The organism is Streptomyces sp. NPDC052114 (assembly GCF_040680155.1).
Classification (GTDB): domain Bacteria; phylum Actinomycetota; class Actinomycetes; order Streptomycetales; family Streptomycetaceae; genus Streptomyces.
In genome coordinates this window covers 455291-472476 of sequence record NZ_JBFAWC010000005.1, presented here as the reverse complement: position 1 = coordinate 472476, position 17186 = coordinate 455291, and the positions used below count along the sequence as shown (strand labels likewise).

The 17186-nt window shown below is 71.8% G+C and carries 16 protein-coding genes; 10 read left to right on the top strand and 6 right to left on the bottom strand.

Annotation, left to right across the window (positions count from 1 at the left end; translation table 11 throughout):
• Positions 1 to 636 precede the first annotated feature (636 nt).
• Complete coding sequence (locus AB0L89_RS14435) at positions 637 to 1626, top strand: malate dehydrogenase (protein ID WP_365139684.1); 990 nt, start codon at positions 637 to 639, stop codon at positions 1624 to 1626.
• A gap of 67 nt (positions 1627 to 1693) precedes the next feature.
• Here AB0L89_RS14435 and AB0L89_RS14430 read toward each other — a convergent pair whose 3' ends face one another.
• Positions 1694 to 3049 carry an MFS transporter gene (locus AB0L89_RS14430; RefSeq protein ID WP_365139866.1) on the bottom strand — a complete coding sequence of 452 codons (1356 nt, stop codon included), beginning with the start codon at positions 3047 to 3049 and terminating at the stop codon, positions 1694 to 1696.
• Positions 3050 to 3258: 209 nt separating this feature from the next.
• Between AB0L89_RS14430 and AB0L89_RS14425 the strand changes: the two genes are divergently transcribed.
• Positions 3259 to 4224 (top strand): LysR family transcriptional regulator, encoded by a 966-nt coding sequence (locus AB0L89_RS14425; protein WP_365139681.1) that lies wholly within the window; start codon positions 3259 to 3261, stop codon positions 4222 to 4224.
• 43 nt (positions 4225 to 4267) lie between these two features.
• On the opposite strand, the gene AB0L89_RS14420 is transcribed toward AB0L89_RS14425, so the two are convergent.
• Positions 4268 to 4603, bottom strand: a complete 336-nt coding sequence (locus AB0L89_RS14420; RefSeq protein ID WP_365139678.1) for a hypothetical protein — start codon at positions 4601 to 4603, stop codon at positions 4268 to 4270.
• An 86-nt stretch (positions 4604 to 4689) separates the two neighbouring features.
• On the opposite strand from AB0L89_RS14420, the gene AB0L89_RS14415 reads away from it, so the two are divergent.
• Positions 4690 to 4935, top strand: a complete 246-nt coding sequence (locus AB0L89_RS14415; RefSeq protein ID WP_055699457.1) for a helix-turn-helix transcriptional regulator — start codon at positions 4690 to 4692, stop codon at positions 4933 to 4935.
• Entirely contained in the window at positions 4935 to 5474 is a 540-nt protein-coding gene (locus AB0L89_RS14410) for a hypothetical protein (RefSeq protein WP_365139674.1), read from the top strand. The genes AB0L89_RS14415 and AB0L89_RS14410 overlap by 1 nt, the downstream gene beginning before the upstream one ends.
• A 64-nt stretch (positions 5475 to 5538) precedes the next feature.
• Here the strand turns inward: AB0L89_RS14410 and AB0L89_RS14405 are convergent, their stop codons facing one another.
• Entirely contained in the window at positions 5539 to 6405 is an 867-nt protein-coding gene (locus tag AB0L89_RS14405) for a hypothetical protein (protein WP_365139671.1), read from the bottom strand.
• A gap of 156 nt (positions 6406 to 6561) precedes the next feature.
• Here AB0L89_RS14405 and AB0L89_RS14400 point away from each other — a divergent pair, with 156 nt between their 5' ends.
• The 5 genes from AB0L89_RS14400 to AB0L89_RS14380 all read left to right on the top strand — a co-directional run bounded on the left by AB0L89_RS14400 (position 6562) and on the right by AB0L89_RS14380 (position 13774).
• Positions 6562 to 8091 carry an aldehyde dehydrogenase family protein gene (locus tag AB0L89_RS14400; protein WP_365139668.1) on the top strand — a complete coding sequence of 510 codons (1530 nt, stop codon included), beginning with the start codon at positions 6562 to 6564 and terminating at the stop codon, positions 8089 to 8091.
• 98 nt (positions 8092 to 8189) lie between these two features.
• Positions 8190 to 9725, top strand: a complete 1536-nt coding sequence (locus tag AB0L89_RS14395; protein ID WP_365139665.1) for a GMC oxidoreductase — start codon at positions 8190 to 8192, stop codon at positions 9723 to 9725.
• Complete coding sequence (locus AB0L89_RS14390) at positions 9722 to 10819, top strand: glycine betaine/L-proline ABC transporter ATP-binding protein (protein ID WP_365139662.1); 1098 nt, start codon at positions 9722 to 9724, stop codon at positions 10817 to 10819. Before AB0L89_RS14395 ends, AB0L89_RS14390 begins: the two co-directional genes overlap by 4 nt.
• Positions 10819 to 12792, top strand: a complete 1974-nt coding sequence (locus tag AB0L89_RS14385) for an ABC transporter permease subunit (protein ID WP_365139659.1) — start codon at positions 10819 to 10821, stop codon at positions 12790 to 12792. The genes AB0L89_RS14390 and AB0L89_RS14385 overlap by 1 nt, the downstream gene beginning before the upstream one ends.
• 1 nt (position 12793) lies before the next feature.
• Positions 12794 to 13774, top strand: a complete 981-nt coding sequence (locus AB0L89_RS14380; RefSeq protein ID WP_365139656.1) for a glycine betaine ABC transporter substrate-binding protein — start codon at positions 12794 to 12796, stop codon at positions 13772 to 13774.
• A 117-nt stretch (positions 13775 to 13891) separates the two neighbouring features.
• Here the strand turns inward: AB0L89_RS14380 and AB0L89_RS14375 are convergent, their stop codons facing one another.
• Genes AB0L89_RS14375 through AB0L89_RS14365 form a run of 3 tightly spaced genes read right to left on the bottom strand, consistent with a single transcriptional unit; the run spans position 13892 to position 15641 of the window.
• Positions 13892 to 14620, bottom strand: a complete 729-nt coding sequence (locus tag AB0L89_RS14375; RefSeq protein ID WP_365139863.1) for an isocitrate lyase/phosphoenolpyruvate mutase family protein — start codon at positions 14618 to 14620, stop codon at positions 13892 to 13894.
• The gene (locus tag AB0L89_RS14370) at positions 14617 to 15063 is read right to left on the bottom strand and encodes a carboxymuconolactone decarboxylase family protein (RefSeq protein WP_365139653.1); all 447 of its coding nucleotides are present in this window, start codon (positions 15061 to 15063) and stop codon (positions 14617 to 14619) included. The genes AB0L89_RS14375 and AB0L89_RS14370 overlap by 4 nt, the downstream gene beginning before the upstream one ends.
• Positions 15060 to 15641: a carboxymuconolactone decarboxylase family protein gene (locus AB0L89_RS14365; protein ID WP_365139650.1), complete on the bottom strand. Its 582-nt coding sequence runs from the start codon at positions 15639 to 15641 to the stop codon at positions 15060 to 15062. The genes AB0L89_RS14370 and AB0L89_RS14365 overlap by 4 nt, the downstream gene beginning before the upstream one ends.
• Before the next feature lie 47 nt (positions 15642 to 15688).
• Here AB0L89_RS14365 and AB0L89_RS14360 point away from each other — a divergent pair, with 47 nt between their 5' ends.
• Entirely contained in the window at positions 15689 to 17149 is a 1461-nt protein-coding gene (locus AB0L89_RS14360) for a PLP-dependent aminotransferase family protein (RefSeq protein WP_365139647.1), read from the top strand.
• Positions 17150 to 17186 lie beyond the last annotated feature (37 nt).

Here is a 17186-nt window from a genome sequence, read left to right as displayed (position 1 = left end):
GCCGTCCCCGCTGTGGGCGACGGCGCGGTGGCGAACTGGCCGCTCCCGCTGTGGGCAGGCGTTCCGCAAGGCGGAACGGGTGGGCACAGCCCCCGGTGCCGGGCAGCGATAGAGGAGGCTCCCGCCCCGGTGCAGGCGGGGCAGCTCACGGTGCCGGGGGGCGATGAGTGTGGCTCAAGCCCCGGCGCAGCCGGACCGTGCCGGGTGGTGGTCAAGGGGGCCCCAGGCCCGGCGCGGGGGAGCGCGGGCCCGTTCAGGGGGTGAGGGGGAAACGTCCGGTCCGGAGGGGGCGTTGAGGGGGGCGGGGCAGAAAGTCGTGGGGGAGGGGGAATGACCTGTCCCCCGGAGGGCAAGCGCACGGTACCCCCACGGGAGTGGTCACACCCCCACAGGCGGCCGCCACACTCCCTCTCCCGAGGTGGCGGCCGCCCCGGGGAACACGCTGTGGGCCGGGCCACACCCACCCGGGAGCCAGGCACAGCCGGGGCGCGATAGCCTGACGGCGGATCTCTCTTGATGCCAAGAGATCGATCATCGAGAGGCGATCGAGAATCGAGGCGGCGTCGGCGGGGATCCAGGAAATAGGGGATCCGAGGGACAGGGACCCCCACCGCCAGCTGTCTTACGGAGATCGCCATGACCCGCACTCCCGTGAATGTCACCGTCACCGGCGCGGCCGGCCAGATCGGCTACGCGCTGCTCTTCCGCATCGCCTCGGGCCACCTGCTCGGCGCGGACGTGCCGGTCAACCTGCGCCTTCTTGAGATCACGCCGGCGCTGAAGGCCGCCGAGGGCACCGCCATGGAGCTCGACGACTGCGCCTTCCCGCTGCTGAACTCGATCGAGATCAGCGACGACCCGAACGTCGCCTTCGACGGCGCGAACGTGGCCCTCCTCGTCGGCGCCCGCCCCCGCACCAAGGGCATGGAGCGCGGTGACCTCCTGGAGGCCAACGGCGGCATCTTCAAGCCGCAGGGCAAGGCCATCAACGACCACGCCGCCGACGACATCAAGGTGCTCGTGGTGGGCAACCCCGCCAACACCAACGCGCTCATCGCGCAGGCCGCCGCCCCGGACGTACCGGCCGAGCGCTTCACCGCGATGACCCGCCTCGACCACAACCGCGCCCTGTCGCAGCTGGCCAAGAAGACGGGCACGTCGGTCGCCGACATCAAGCGGCTCACCATCTGGGGCAACCACTCCGCCACCCAGTACCCCGACATCTTCCACGCGGAGATCGCCGGCAAGAACGCCGCCGAGGTCGTGGGCGACCAGGCCTGGCTCGCCGACACCTTCATCCCGACCGTCGCCAAGCGCGGTGCCGCGATCATCGAGGCCCGTGGCGCCTCGTCGGCCGCCTCCGCCGCCAACGCCGCCATCGACCACGTCCACACGTGGGTCAACGGCACCGCCGAGGGCGACTGGACCTCCATGGGCATCCCCTCGGACGGTTCGTACGGCGTTCCGGAGGGGCTCATCTCCTCCTTCCCCGTCACCACCAAGGACGGCACGTACGAGATCGTCCAGGGCCTGGAGATCAACGAGTTCTCGCGCGCCCGCATCGACGCCTCGGTGCAGGAGCTCGCCGAGGAGCGCGAGGCCGTGCGCGGTCTCGGCCTCATCTGATGCCTCAGATGCAGTGATGTACGAGAAAGCCCCCGGCGGTCGCCGGGGGCTTTCTCGTGTGCGGCCCTCATGCGCGGGGCCGCGGCCTGCCGTAGCCGAGCGCCACCAGCGCCGCCGCGGCGATCACCACGAGGGCCACGATCCGCAGTGCCGCCGTCATGCCGTCGGCGAAGCCGTCCGAGGCGTGCCCGGCGAGCACCGTGCCGGTGACGGCCACGCCCAGCGCGGCGCCGACCTCCCGTGCCGAGGTGCTGAGCCCGGAGCCGAGGCCCGCCTGGAGGGGCGGGAGCGAGCCGACGACGCTGAGCGTCAGCGTGGGCATGCACAGGCCGGTGCCCGCCGAGATGGTCAGCAGCCAGCAGGCGTAGACCGCGTAGGGCGTCCCCGCGTCGGCGGTGGACGCGCCCAGCAGGCCCAGGCCGATCAGGAGCAGGCCGCCGCCCGCCAGCGGCCGGGGGCTTCGTGACCAGCGTGCGGCGAACCTGGGCACCACCACCATGCCGATCGTCAGCGGGATGATGGCGAGGCCCGCGCGTGCGGCGCCGTACCCCTTCTCGTACTGCAGGTACTGCGAGTTGACGTAGAAGAGCGAGAAGAGGCCGAAGAAGCTCACGGCCGTGCCGAGGGTCGCTGCGCGCAGCCGGGGCGAGGCGAAGACGCGCGGGTCGAAGAGCGGCGCGCGCGAGCGCAGGGCGTGCGCGGCGAAGAGCCCGACGAGCGCAAGACCCGTGGCGAAGGCGGCCAGGATGCGCGCCGACGTCCAGCCGTACAGCGGGCTCTCGATGATGCCGAAGAGCAGCGCGAGCAGACCGCCGGTGAGCAGGAGCGTGCCCAGGGGGTCGAGGGCGGGCGCCGAGGCGCCGGTCTCCTTGTCCGTACGGGGAGCCGTACGGGCCACCGCGAGGGCGAGCAGCGCGGCGAGCGGCACCATCACCCAGAACAGCGCGCGCCAGGACAGGTACTGGCCGACGAGTCCGCCGCCGACGTTGCCCGCGAGCCCGCCGAGCCCCGCGGCGAGCGTCCAGGAGGCGACGGCGCGCGGCCGGTCCTCCGGCCGCGCGACGCGCATCAGGATCGACATGGTCGCGGGCATGACCAGCGCGGCGCCCGCACCGGAGACACCGCGCCCGGCGATCAGGACGGCGGGCGCGGTGGCCAGGGCGCTGACGGCCGCGCCCGCCGCGAAGAGGCCGAGTCCGCAGAGCAGCGCGCCCTTGCGGCCGTACCGGTCGCCGAGCGCGCCGGCCGGGATGAGGAGCCCCGCGAAGACGATGACGTACGCGTCGACCGTCCAGAGGAGTTCGCTGGACGAGAGGTGCAGCCCCGACGAACTCAGCTGCGGGACAAGGAGGTTGATGGCGGCGACCATGCCCTGTGCGGCCAGGACGCAGGCGCAGAGGGCGAGGAGGGTCGAGCGCTTCAGCGGCGGCTTCGCCGGTGCGGAGGGCCCGGGGGGCGGGGCGGTCGCGGAAGGTTCCGGCCGCACGGGCGGCGTCGGGGAGTCGGGCGACTGCGGCGGGTTCAGGGCAGGCGAGGACAAGGCTCCTCCCGGGGAGCGTCGTGGCGTGGGATGCCCTGTCACCGTAGGCTCGGTCCTGACTTGCTTTCCAGTGCATCTTTTGCAGGGGATGAATGCGTGTGACGCAATCCGGAGCCGCCGCCGCGGGACCCGCCGGTCCCGGCGGGCTCGACCTCAATCTGCTCCAGGCCCTCGACGTCCTGCTGGAGGAGCAGAGCGTGTCCGGGGCCGCCCGCCGGCTGCACCTGTCCGAACCCGCGATGAGCCGCACCCTCGGCCGCATCCGCAAGGCGCTCGGCGACCCGGTCCTCGTGCGGGCGGGCCGGCAGATGGTGCCGACGCCGCACGCGCTGGCGCTGCGGGCCGAGGTGAGCGCGGTGGTGGAGCGGGCCCGCGCGCTCTTCGCCGGGCCCGGCGCGGTCGACCTGCGCACAGTCTCCCGTACGTTCTCGATCCTCGGCTCCGACGCGTTCGCCGCCGCCTACGGCCCCGCGCTCTTCGCCCGCGCCGCCGCCGAGGCCCCCGGCGTGCGCCTCCGCTTCCTCGGCGAGAGCCATGTGGACACGCCCGTGCTCCGGCACGGCGACGCCGACCTGGAGCTCGGCGTCATCGACTCGACGGCGCCCGAGGTGCGCGTGGAGCACTTCCGCGACGACCGGATGCTCGGCCTCGCGCGGGCCGGACACCCGCTGCTCAAAGGCAAGTTGACGCCCCGTCGGTTCGCCGCGGCGGACCATCTGACCGTCTCGCGCAGGGGGCGCCTCGCCGGTCCCGTGGACGGCGCCCTCGCCGAACTCGGCCTGAACCGGCGGGTGGTGGGCAGCGTGGCGACGTTCTCGTCGTCCGTCTTCGTCCTGCTCAGCACGGACCTGGTGGGCCTGGCCGCCTCCTGGGCCTGCCCCCTGGCGGAATCCCTCGGCCTGGTCACCTTCGAGATCCCCCTGGAGCTGCCGCTGCTTCCGCTGGGCATGGCCTGGCACCCCCGGCACGACGCCGATCCGGCGCACGCGTGGCTGCGGGGGTGCGCGCGGGATCTGCTGACGCGGGACGGGGAGGGGGAGGGGGACGGCGCGGGCTGAGGTGCCCGGCGGCGTCCCGGCCCGGGCCCGCCCGTGCCCTCGCTCAGGCGCCGCCCGCCCCCTCCAGCGCCGCCGCCTCCTTCGACAGCTGCACCGCCGTCACCAGGCTCAGGCCCGGCTCCGCCTGCCGCAGGGCCTTGACCGCGTGCACGGAGTCGGCGGGGCCCGTGTGGCCCGCGGCGGCCAGTTGCCGCAGGGCCCAGCGGCCGCGGACCTCGGCGTCCGGCGTGGCCGCCGTCCGCGCGACGACCTCCAGGGCGCGCTCCAGACCGGGGCGCTCCGCCGGGTCGGCCGTCGCCAGCGCCTCGCGCAGCTCGTCCGCGACCGTGTCCGCGTCGCGAAGGGTGATCACCATCAGTTCCCGCTTGCCGCCGAACATCTCTCCTCGTTCTCCTGCTCGCTCGTGCCGGTTGGTACGTGCTCGATCTGTTGCTGCCGTGCTCATGAATGTAGTACTTCTTATACATGAGCGAGCAAGTGCACAACAGGTTGGCGATGGTGCGCGCCGAACGAAAGGTGTCACGCCAGAGCCTGGCCGAGGCAGTGGGAGCCCACTACCAGACCATCGGCTACATCGAGCGGGGGCAGTACAACCCGAGCCTCGACCTCGCGCTGAAGATCGCGAAGTACTTCGAGCTGCCGGTCGAGGCGCTGTTCTCCCTCGAACCGTTTCGCCCGCTCACGGATCAGGTCTACGGGAGGAACCAGTGATGGACGGCAACAGCGGACAGCAGCGGATGACCGGCTACGACCGGCGGATGTACGCGATCATGAATCGCCGCGAGGGCGCTCCGCTGTACGCCACCGGGCCCCGCCGCCGCGCCGTGGTCGTCGCCCACATGGTCCTGACCGCGCTGGGCATCGCGTGCTGGCTCTACTCCGTGCTCGGGGACGAGCGCTGGGCGACGTACGGGATGTTCGGCATCATGCTGCCGTGGTTCGTCGCGACCGGCGCGATCAACGGTGCCACCCGCGGCCTGCTCGAACTGCGCGCCCGCGCCCTCGACGAGCGGCAGCGCGCCGAGAAGAACCGCGTGCAGGCCCGCGCCCAGCACCTGATGATGTGGCTCCTCTTCGGCGTGACCGTCGCCGTCGGCGCCGCCGGGCTCATGGGCCTGGAGGCCGAGGGGCTGATCTTCCCCGTCCTGTTCAGCGTGTTCGTCGTGCACTGGCTGATGCCGCTGTGGCTGGCGGGGCTGCAGGCCCAGGACGAGCCGGAGTACGACGAGGAGCCCGTCGGCGCCGCCTGACCCATGCCGCCCGCGGGCGTGCTGAAGCCGTCCGTGACCGCGCCGACGGCGTCCGCGACCGCCCTCACACCGTCTGCAACTGCTCCTGGAGCTTCGACACGTCCACCGACTCGTCCGCCGACGGCGTCTGCGTCGGGACCGGCTCGTCGTAGTCCGAGAAGGTCGTCGTCGTGTCGTCGCCGTCGCCCTTCTCCACCGCCTTGAGCAGGTAGGGCCTGCCCTCCGCGGCGACGTACAGCGTCGTCTCCTTGCCGTCCTCCGTGCCGGTCAGGGGGATGGCGCGGGTGCCGTCGACCGTCGTCGGCCCGCCCTTCTCCAGCGTCTTCGCGTCGTCGGAGTCGTCCTCGATGTCCCGCTGGATCCCGCCGAGGTCGCAGACCTCGGCGACATCCTTGAGCATGGCGTCCTTCGTGCTGCCGTGGATGTAGCGGTTCTTGAAGATCTCGGCGGCGGCCTCGCCGTCGCCGCCCGGGACCTGGGTCTTCCAGAAGGTCTCGTCCGGCTTCATCCACACCTTGTCGCCGCGCTTGACCAGCTCCAGCGAGGCGCCGTTCGCCATCTTCATGCTGCCGGTGCAGTTGCCGTCCCGGTCGAGCGTCAGGTCCATGGACGTCGGTTCGTCGGAGTCCGGATCCGAGTCCTCCGTGGCGTCCGCGGAGGCGTCCGCGCCCGTCTCCCGCATCGCGATGTGCACCGACTTCGCGTCGAGCAGCTCCCGCTTCGCCCTGTCGGAGATCTGCTGCGCGCTCATGTCCTCGACGCCGTTGCCCCCGCCGCCGTCGCCCCCGGTGCCCGTGGTGCTGTCGGCGCTGCTCGTGCCGCTCGCCTTGTCCTTTCCACCGTCGTCCGACGAACATGAGGAGAGAGCCAGCAGGGCCGCCACACAGCAGACCGCGCTCCCCGTCACCCGCTTGCGGGGCATTCCGTTCATTACGTCACCTCCGGTGACAGACCGTGCATCGAGCGTACTTTTTGCCCCGAGTGCCCGCACGCGCAGTGACACAGCGCACTTTCGGCCATCGAACGCGCATGCTTTCTCCACCTCAGGGCAGGTGCACCCGGCTACCGCGAGTGACAGGCGGGGCGAATGACAGGAACGGAAGGCAAACGGGACGTGTCCGCACAACAGACCATCCATGTGGGCGGAGAGTGGCTGAGCGCCGCCTCCGGCGCCACCCGCGAGATCCTCGACCCGGCGGACGCCAAGCCGTTCGCCGTGATCGCCGAGGGCTCCACGGAAGACGCGGACGCCGCCATCGCAGCCGCCCGCACGGCCTTCGACGAGGGCCCCTGGCCGGGCACGCCGGTCGCCGAGCGCGCCGCGCTCCTGCGCCGCGTCGCCGACCTGCTCGTGCGCGACCGCGAGGAGATCGGGCTCCTGGAGAGCCGCGACGCGGGCAAGACCCTCGAAGAGGGCCGCGTCGACGTGGACTGCGTCGCCGACGCCTTCCGCTACTTCGCCGACCTCGTGATCGGTGAGGGCGCGGGCCGGGTCGTCGACGCCGGCTCCGACGACATCCACAGCGTCGTCGTGCACGAGCCCGTCGGCGTCTGCACGATGATCACCCCCTGGAACTACCCGCTGCTCCAGGCCAGTTGGAAGATCGCCCCGGCGCTCGCGGCGGGCAACACCTTCGTCATCAAGCCGAGTGAGGTCACTCCGCTGACGACGGTCGCGCTCATCGAACTGCTCGTCGAGGCCGGTCTTCCCGCGGGTGTCGCCAACATCGTCACCGGCCCCGGCCACACCGTCGGCGCCCGGCTCTCCGACCACCCCGACGTCGACCTGGTCTCCTTCACCGGCGGCCTCGTCTCCGGCACCAAGGTCGCCCAGGCCGCCGCGCTCGGCGTGAAGAAGGTCGCCCTGGAGCTCGGCGGCAAGAACCCCAACGTCGTCTTCGCCGACGCCTGCGCCACCGAGGAGGGCTTCGACACCGCCGTCGACCAGGCGCTGAACGCCGCCTTCATCCACAGCGGACAGGTCTGCTCCGCCGGTGGCCGCCTCATCGTCGAGGAGTCGGTGCGCGAGCGCTTCGTCGCCGAACTCGCCCGCAGGGCGCAGAGGATCAGGCTCGGCCGCGGCACCGAGGAAGGCGTCGAGTGCGGCCCGCTCGTCTCGTCGCAGCAGCGCGAGAAGACCGAGATGTACGTCGCCTCCGCCCTGGAGGAGGGCGCGGTCCTGCGCTCCGGCGGCAAGCGCCCCGAGCCGAGCGGGATCCGCCCCGCCGAGGGCTACTTCTACGAGCCGACCGTGCTCGACCAGTGCCACCGCGGCATGAAGGTCGTCCGCGAGGAGGTCTTCGGGCCCGTCCTGACCGTGGAGACCTTCACCACCGAGGACGAGGCCGTCGCCCTCGCCAACGACACCGAGTACGGTCTCGCGGGCGCCGTGTGGACCACCGACTCCGGCCGCGCCCGCCGCATGGCCCGCCGGATGCGCCACGGCACCATCTGGATCAACGACTTCCACCCCTACCTGCCGCAGGCGGAGTGGGGCGGCTTCGGCAAGAGCGGCGTCGGCCGCGAGCTCGGCCCGGCCGGCCTCGCCGAGTACCGCGAGTCCAAGCACATCTACCAGAACCTGGCGCCCGCGCCGGTCCGCTGGTTCGCGGGCTAGCACCCCGCCGCGTACGGAAGTTCGAGCACCCCCAAGCACCCCCCGCTCATTACGCGCAAGCACCTTGGCACGACCTCGCAGGAAGAGGAGCACCACGCATGTCTGACCAGACCGAGTTCGACTACGTCATCGTCGGTGGCGGCACCGCAGGATCGGTGATCGCGTCCCGTCTCACGGAGGACCCGGACGTCACCGTCGCCGTCATCGAGGGCGGCCCGAGCGACATCGACCGTGAGGACGTCCTGACGCTGCGCAAGTGGCTCGGTCTGCTGGGGGGTGACCTCGACTACGGCTACACCACCACCGAGCAGCCGCGCGGCAACTCGCACATCCTGCACAGCCGCGCCAAGGTGCTGGGCGGCTGCTCGTCGCACAACACGCTGATCTCCTTCAAGCCGCTGCCGTCCGACTGGGACGAGTGGGAAGAGGCGGGCGCGACCGGCTGGGGCGCCACGGCCATGGACCCCTTCTTCGGCAAGCTGCGCAACAACATCGTGCGCGTCGCCAAGAAGGACCAGAACCAGATCGCCACCGACTGGGTCGAGGCCACCAAGTCCGCCCTCGGCGTGCCCGAGGTCGTCGGCTTCAACGACAAGCCCTTCGAGGAGGGCGTCGGCTTCTTCGACCTCTCGTACCACCCGGAGAACAACAAGCGCTCCTCCGCGTCCGTCGCCTACCTCCACCCCCACATGGAGGCCGGCGACCGCCCCAACCTCCACCTGTTCCTGGAGACCTGGGCCACCAAGCTGGAGCTCGACGGCAAGACCGCCCGCGGCGTCCACATCCGCACCAAGGAGGGCGTGGAGAAGCTGTTCACCGCCCGCCGCGAGGTGCTCGTCTGCGCCGGTGCCGTCGACACGCCGCGCCTGCTGATGCACTCCGGCATCGGCCCGAAGAAGGACCTCGAAGCCCTCGGCATCCCGGTCGCGCACGACCTGCCGGGCGTCGGCGAGAACCTCATCGACCACCCCGAGTCGGTCATCGTCTGGGAGACCAACGGGCCGCTGCCCGGTAACTCCGCGATGGACTCGGACGCCGGTCTGTTCGTGAAGCGGGACCCGGCCCACAAGGGCCCGGACCTGATGTTCCACTTCTACCAGATCCCGTTCACCGACAACCCGGAGCGCCTCGGCTACGAACGCCCCGAGCACGGTGTGTCGATGACCCCGAACATCCCCAAGTCCCGTGCGCGCGGCCGTCTCTACCTCACCTCGGCCGACCCCGAGGTCAAGCCCGCGCTCGACTTCAGGTACTTCGAGGACGAGGGCGACTACGACGGGCGGACGCTCGTCGACGGCATCAAGCTCGCGCGGCAGGTCGCGCAGGCCGAGCCGTTCAAGAAGTGGCTCAAGCGCGAGGTCTTCCCCGGCCCCGAGGTCACCGACGACGCCGAGATCGGCGAACTGGTGCGCAAGGCCGCGCACACCGTCTACCACCCGGCCGGCACCTGCCGAATGGGCGCCTCCACTGATGAACTCGCCGTGGTCGACCCGGAGTTGAAGATCCGGGGCCTGAACGGAATCCGTATCGCGGACGCATCCGTCTTCCCGACGATGCCCGCCGTGAACCCGATGATCGGAGTACTCATGGTCGGGGAGAAATGTGCCGAGATGCTGGGCGGTGACGGCCGATGAGCGAGGCCACCGTGACGACCGCCACGGACACCGACGACAGCGCGGCGGGACGCCCCGTCTTCGCCGTCAAGAACCTCTGGAAGGTCTTCGGGCCCCGGGGCGAGCGCATACCCGAGGACACCTCGCTGCACGGCCTGAGCCCGGCCGAACTGCGCGAGCAGACCGGCTGCACCGCCGCCGTGCGCGATGTGTCCTTCGAGGTCAACAAGGGCGAGGTCTTCGTCGTCATGGGCCTGTCGGGCTCCGGCAAGTCCACCCTCGTACGCTGCCTGACCCGGCTCATCGAGCCCACCTCCGGCACCCTCGCCATCGACGGCGAGGACGTCCTCGCCATGGACAAGGCCCGCCTGCGCGAACTGCGCCGGCACCGCGCCGCCATGGTCTTCCAGCACTTCGGCCTGCTGCCGCACCGCTCGGTCCTCGACAACGTCGCCTACGGCCTGGAGATCCAGGGCGTCGGCAAGGCCGAGCGCCGTGCCAAGGCCCTCGAAGTGGTCCAGAAGGTCGGCCTGGAAGGCCTTGAGCAGCGCAGGCCCGGACAGCTCTCCGGCGGTCAGCAGCAGCGCGTGGGCCTGGCCCGCGCCCTCGCCGTGGACCCCGAAGTCCTGCTGTTCGACGAGCCGTTCAGCGCGCTCGACCCGCTGATCCGCCGCGACATGCAGGAAGAGGTCGTCCGCCTGCACCGTGAGGAGGGCCGCACGATGGTCTTCATCACCCACGACCTCAGCGAGGCCCTCAAGCTCGGCGACCGCATCGCCCTGATGCGCGACGGCCGCGTCGTCCAGCTCGGCACGCCCGAGGAGATCGTCGGCTCCCCGGCCGACGACTACGTCCGCGACTTCGTCCGTGACGTGGCCCGCGCCGACGTGATGACCGTGCGCGGCGCCATGCGCCCCGCCGACGCCGACGAGGAGACCCGCGGCGCGGCCCTCGCGCCCGACGCCAAGGTCTCCGAGGCCATCGAGGCCGTCGCCCGCACCGGCTTCCCGGTGCGCGTGATGGACGGCAAGCGCTGCCTGGGCGTGGTGGACCACGCCGGGCTGCTCGCCGTCGTCGCGGGCACGACCCCCGAGACGGGCGAGGTGGTCGCCTGATGGCCACCGCCACCGCATCAAGTCCCGTACGAGATACGGGAATCGGCGCGCTCCTGCGTCACCGCGTCGTCGGCAAGCTCCTGCTGCTCGCCCTCGCCGCGGCGATCCTCGTGCCGATCGCGAACGCCAAGTGGGCCTCCGGCGCCTGGCCGGACGCCCTCACCGTCGACCTGTCCGAGCCGCTGGCCAAGACCACCGACTGGATCATCGACAACCGTGACAGCCACTGGCTGTTCACCTACTTCTTCGGGCACATCAGCAACGCCATCGTGCTGTCGGTGCGCGCCGTCTACCTGGTGCTCCTCGCGGGCGGCTGGGCCGGTGTCGTCGCCGGTGCCGCGCTGATCGCCTGGCGCGTCGCGGGCGTACGCCTGGCGGCCCTCACGGCCGCCTCGTTCGCCCTGTGCGGCCTGCTCGGCATGTGGGTGCCGACGATGCAGACGCTGGCCCTGATGGTCGTCGCCGTCCTCGCCTCCGTCGTGCTCGGCGCGCTCATGGGGCTCGCGGCCGGTCTCAACGACCGCGTCTTCCGCCTGCTGCGTCCGGTGCTCGACACCATGCAGGTGCTCCCGGCCTTCTCCTACCTGCTGCCCGCCGTCCTGATCTTCGGCGTCGGCGTCCCCGCCGCGGTCCTCGCCACCGTCATCTACGCCGCCCCGCCCATGGCCCGCCTCACCGCGCTCGGCCTGCGCGGCGCCGACGGCGGCGTGATGGAGGCCGTGACCTCGCTGGGCACCACCGCCCGCCAGCGCCTGGTCTCCGCGCGCCTCCCGCTGGCCCGCAGGGAACTCCTCCTCGGCCTCAACCAGACGATCATGATGGCGCTGTCGATGGCCGTGATCGCCTCGATGATCGGCGGCGCCGGTCTCGGTGACCGCGTCTACCAGGCGCTCGGCTCCGTCGACGTCGGCGCGGCCCTCGCCGCGGGCATCCCGATCGTGCTGCTCGCCGTGGTCCTCGACCGTGTCACGAGCGCCGCGGGCGAGCGCCTCGGCGCGGACCACGCCACCGGCGGCAGCCCGTGGCTGACCGGCGGGCGCGGCTGGGGCCTCGCCGCCGCGGTGACCGTCGTGGTCGCCGTCGCCTTCCGCTATGCCGACCGCCTGGACTGGCCGGAGACCTGGACGGTGAACATCGTCGAGCCGGTCAACACCGCCAAGGACTGGATGGTCGACCACATCTACACCGGCGTGCCCGTCGTCGGCGGCACCGCCGACTGGGCCGCGCACTTCACCACCTGGGTCCTCGACCCGGTCCGCGACGGACTCCAGTGGATGCCCTGGTGGTCCCTGCTGCTCCTCGTCGCGGCCCTCGCCTGGCTGATCGGCACGTGGCAGACCGCGCTCACCGCCGTCCTCGCGATGGCCGGGATCGGCGTGCTCGGCGTGTGGGACAAGTCCCTCGACACGCTCTCGCAGGTCCTCGCCGCGGTCGCCGTCACGATGGTCATCGGCTTCGCCGTCGGCATCGCGACCGCCCGCAGCGCGCGGTTCGAACGGCTGCTGCGCCCGGTCCTCGACATCTTCCAGACGATGCCGCAGTTCGTGTACCTGATCCCGGTCGTCGCCCTGTTCGGCATCGGCCGTGCCCCGGCGGTCGCCGCGGCCATCGTGTACGCGCTGCCCGCCGTCATCCGCATCACCACGCAGGGCCTGCGTCAGGTCAGCCCCGCCGCGATGGAGTCCTCGAAGTCCCTCGGTGCGACCAAGTGGCAGCAGCTGCGCCAGGTCCAGCTCCCGCTGGCCCGCCCCGCGCTGCTGCTCGCCGTCAACCAGGCGGTCGTCCTGGTCCTCGCCGTCGTCGTCATCGGCGGCCTGGTCGGCGGTGGCGCGCTCGGCTACGACGTGCTGTACGGCATCGCGCAGGGCGACCTGGCGTCCGGCCTGGTCGGCGGCGCGGCCATCGTCTGCCTCGGCCTGATGCTGGACCGGGTGACGCAGCCCACCGAGCGCCGCGCGAAGAAGGGGGCGTGACATGCGAGTACGTGACATGCGCGGACGTACGCGCGCACTGAGCGCCGTGATCGCGGCCGGAGCCCTGCTCGCGCTGAGCGGGTGCGGCAAGGCCGACATGACCAAGCAGGCGTCCCCGTACGCGAACGCCGCCGGCGCCAAGACGGTGACCCTCTCGGTCCAGTCCTGGGTCGGCGCGCAGGCGGACGTCGCCGTCGCCGAGTACCTGCTCGACCACGAGCTGGGCTACCGCGTCGACAAGGTCCAGATCGACGAGGTCCCCGCCTGGGACGCCCTCAGCCAGGGTCGCGTCGACGCGATCATGGAGGACTGGGGCCACCCCGAGCAGGAACAGCGCTACATCAAGGACAAGAAGACGATCGTCCCCGGCGGCGACGTCGGCGTGACCGGCCACATCGGCTGGTATGTCCCGACGTACTTCGCCAAGAAGCACCCGGACGTCACGGACTGGAAGAACCTCAACAAGTACGCGGACCAGTTCCGTACGGCGGAGAGCGGCGACAAGGGCCAGCTCATGGACGGCTCCCCGTCGTACGTCACGAACGACAAGGCCCTCGTGAAGAACCTCGACCTGGACTACAAGGTCGTCTTCGCGGGCTCCGAGGCGGCGCAGATCACCCAGATCGAGCAGTTCGCCAAGCAGCAGAAGCCGTTCCTGACCTACTGGTACAAGCCGCAGTGGCTCTTCGAGAAGGTGCCGATGACGGAGGTGAAGCTGCCCGAGTACAAGGAGGGCTGCGACGCCGACCCCGCCAAGATCAAGTGCGCCTACCCGCACACGCCCCTCCAGAAGTACTTCAACGCGGACTTCGCGAAGAACGGCGGCGAGGCCGCTCAGTTCCTGAAGAACTTCACGTGGTCGGAGGAGGACCAGAACGAGGTCTCCCTCATGATCGCCGACAAGAAGATGTCGCCGCAGGACGCGGCGAAGGCGTGGATCGACAAGAACCCGTCGAAGTGGAAGGCGTGGCTTCCCAAGTAGGGCCGGCTTCCGTCGTGCCCACCCGTTCAGCCGTGCGGAACGGGTGGGCACGACCCATGGGTGGGCACGACCACCGGTGCCGGGTGCCGGTCCATGGGGCACCCGGCATCTCCACGTCTACGTCAGCCCATCGGCGATGGTCCGCAAGGCGGCCATGCTCCGGTGCAGGAGCCCGGGCCCGAAGGTGACCCGAGTGGCCCCGAGTTCCCCCAGTTCCCCGGGAGCGGGCCCGTCCCCCCTGGCCAGCACATTCAGGGGTCCCTCGATCCCCTCCCGCAATGCGGGGATCAAGGGGACGGGCGCGAGGATCGGATACACGCAGTCGGCGCCCGCCGAGCGGTAGAGCTCCGCCCGCTCCAGGGCGGAATCCACCGCGACGGCACCCCGAAGGAACGTGTCGATGCGCGCGTTGATGACGAGCCGCTCCCCCGCGGCCTCCCGCACCTCCGCGAGCCAGTCCGCCTGCTCCCGCGCGTCCCGGAGGACCCCCGTCGTCCCCTTCCCGCCGTACGAGTCCTCCAGGTTGCAGCCGACGGCCCCCGCGTCGAGGACGCGGTCCACCAGCTCCTTCGCCCCGAGCCCGTACCCGGTCTCCGCGTCCATCGTGACCGGCACGGACACGGCCCGGCTGATCCGCGCGACCGCCGCGAACATCTCCTTGGGCGGCACCTGCCCGTCCTCGTACCCGAGCGAGAGCGCGATGCCCGCGCTGGGCGTGGCGAGCGCGGGGCTGCCCGCCTCCTCGAACACCCGGGCGCTCGCCGCGTCCCAGGGCCCCGGCAGGACCAGCGGATCGCCGGGCGCCCGGTCGTGGTGCAGGGCGCGCAGCGTGGCGGCGGCGCTCACCACGCGGGCCCGCCCGGCTCGATGCGACGGCTCACCATGAGCCGGTTCCAGCTGTTGATGACGGCGATCAGGCCGATGAGATGGGCGAGTTCGGCGTCGTCGAAGTGCTTCGAGGCCGTCGCGTGGACCTCGTCCGGCACGAAGCCGTCCGTGAGGACCGTGACCGCCTCGGTCAGCGCCAGGGCCGCCCGCTCGCGCGCGTCGAAGAGCTCCCCGGCCTCCTCCCAGGCGTCGAGCAGCGCGATCCGCTTGGGGCTCTCGCCCTTCTCCAGGGCGATGTCGACGTGCATGTCGAGGCAGAACGCGCACGCGTTGATCTGCGAGGCCCGGATCATCACCAGCTCGGCGAGGACGGGATCGCCGAGCCCCCGCTTGGCGGCGGCGCTCAGCGTGCCCATCGCCGCGGCGACGCCCTGGTCCAAGTACGTGGTACGAGGGCTCACTTGAGGTCACCCGGCTTGTAGTGGCCCGGGACCTGGCGGGTGGAGACGCCGAAGCGGTTCCACGCGTTGATGACGGTGATCGCGGCGATGAGCTGGGTGAGCTCCGCCTCGTCGAAGTGCCGGGCGGCCTTCTCGTAGACCTCGTCGGGCACGAAGCCGTCGGTGAGGACGGTGATCGCCTCGGTCAGCTCGATCGCGGCGACCTCCTTGGCCGTGTAGAAGTGCTGCGACTCCTCCCACGCGCTGAGCTGGATGATCCGCTCGACGCTCTCGCCGGCCGCGAGCGCGTCCTTGGTGTGCATGTCGAGGCAGAGCGCGCAGTGGTTGATCTGCGAGGCGCGGATCTTCACGAGCTCGAAGATCACCGGGTCGAGGCCCTTACGGGCGGCCGTGTCGAGCTTGATCATGGCCTTGAAGACCTCGGGAGCGTGCTGGGCCCAGGCGAGGCGGGGCGTGTGCTCGTGGACGTATTCCTTCGTGGTGCCGGTCGCGCCTGTCGCGCCTGTCGCGCCTGTCGCGCCTGTCGCGCCTGTCGCGCCTGTCGCGCCTGTCGCGGCGGGGGTCTCGTTCGTCGTCATGACAATGACCCTACGGCTGGGGTAGCCCACGGGTATGGTCCATTTCCATGGGAGATCCTTGGGCCACTCTGGGCGTCGACCTCCACCTGGAAACGGGCGGCGGCGGCCCCCGCACCGGCGTCCGCAGAGGCCTGACGGACGCCCTGCGGGAGGCGGTGCGCGGCGGCCGGCTGGCCCCCGGCACCCGTCTGCCGTCCTCCCGCAGCCTCGCCGTCGACCTCGGCATCGCCCGGAACACGGTCGCCGACGCGTACGCCGACCTGGTCGCCGAGGGCTGGCTCACCGCGCGCCAGGGCTCGGGCACGCGCGTGGCCGAGCGGGTCTCGCCCGCGCACGCCAAGCCGGGGGCCCGGGGGAGTGCGGCGGGGCCGCCGGTGCGGACCGCGCCGGTGCGCAGGCGGGCCGGGGCGCCGACGTACGACCTGAAGCCCGGCACTCCCGACCTGTCGTCCTTCCCGCGCGCGGAGTGGCTCAAGGCCGCCCGCCGGGCCGTCGCCGCGGCCCCCAACGACGCGTTCGGGTACGCCGGGCCGCGCGGCCGCATCGAGCTGCGCGAGGCGCTGGCCGGGTATCTCGCGCGGGCTCGCGGCGTGTACGCGGAGCCCGACCGCATCGTGATCACCGCCGGATTCGTGCAGGCGCTCTCCCTGCTCGGCCGGGTGCTGCGGCGGCGCGGGCTGCGGGACGTGGCCGTGGAGTCGTACGGCCTGGACATCCACTGGAACCTCCTGCACCGCGAGGGTCTGCGGACGGCGCCCCTCGGCTTCGACGAACTGGGCACGTCCGTCGACGGGTTGGGCCGTGCCGGCGGCGCGCGCGGCGCGTCGAAAGCGGTCCTGCTCACCCCGGCCCACCAGTTCCCGATGGGCATGCCGCTGCACCCCGACCGGCGCGCGGCGGCCGTCGACTGGGCGCGGCGCGAGGGCGGGCTGATCCTGGAGGACGACTACGACGGCGAGTTCCGTTACGACCGCCAGGCCGTCGGCGCCCTCCAGGGCCTCGACCCCGAGCGCGTGGTCTACCTCGGCACCGCCAGCAAGTCCCTCGCCCCCGCCCTGCGGCTGGGCTGGATGGTGGTGCCGTCGGGCCTGCTCGACGACGTCCTCGGCGAGAAGGGCGACGCGCACTGGTCCTGCGGCGCCATGGACCAGCTGACCCTCGCGGAGTTCCTCACGTCGGGTGCGTACGACCGGCATGTGCGCGGCGCCCGGCTGCGCTACCGGCGCCGCAGGGACCAGCTCGTCGAGGCGCTGGCGGCGCGCGCCCCCGACGTCCGCGCCACCGGCATCGCGGCGGGCCTGCACGCGGTCCTCGAACTCCCGCCGGGCACCGAGCAGTCGGTGGTCCAGGCGGCCAACTGGGAACGCCTTGCGGTCCAGGGCCTCGCCCGCTTCCGCCACCCCCTCGCCAAGGTACGACAGCAGGACGCGCTGGTGGTGGGGTACGGGACGCCGGCGGAGCACGGGTGGGCGGGGGCGCTGGACGCGTTGTGCAGGGTGTTGCCCTAGGTGTTGCTTTGGGCGTTGGCCCGGGTGTTGCTTTGGG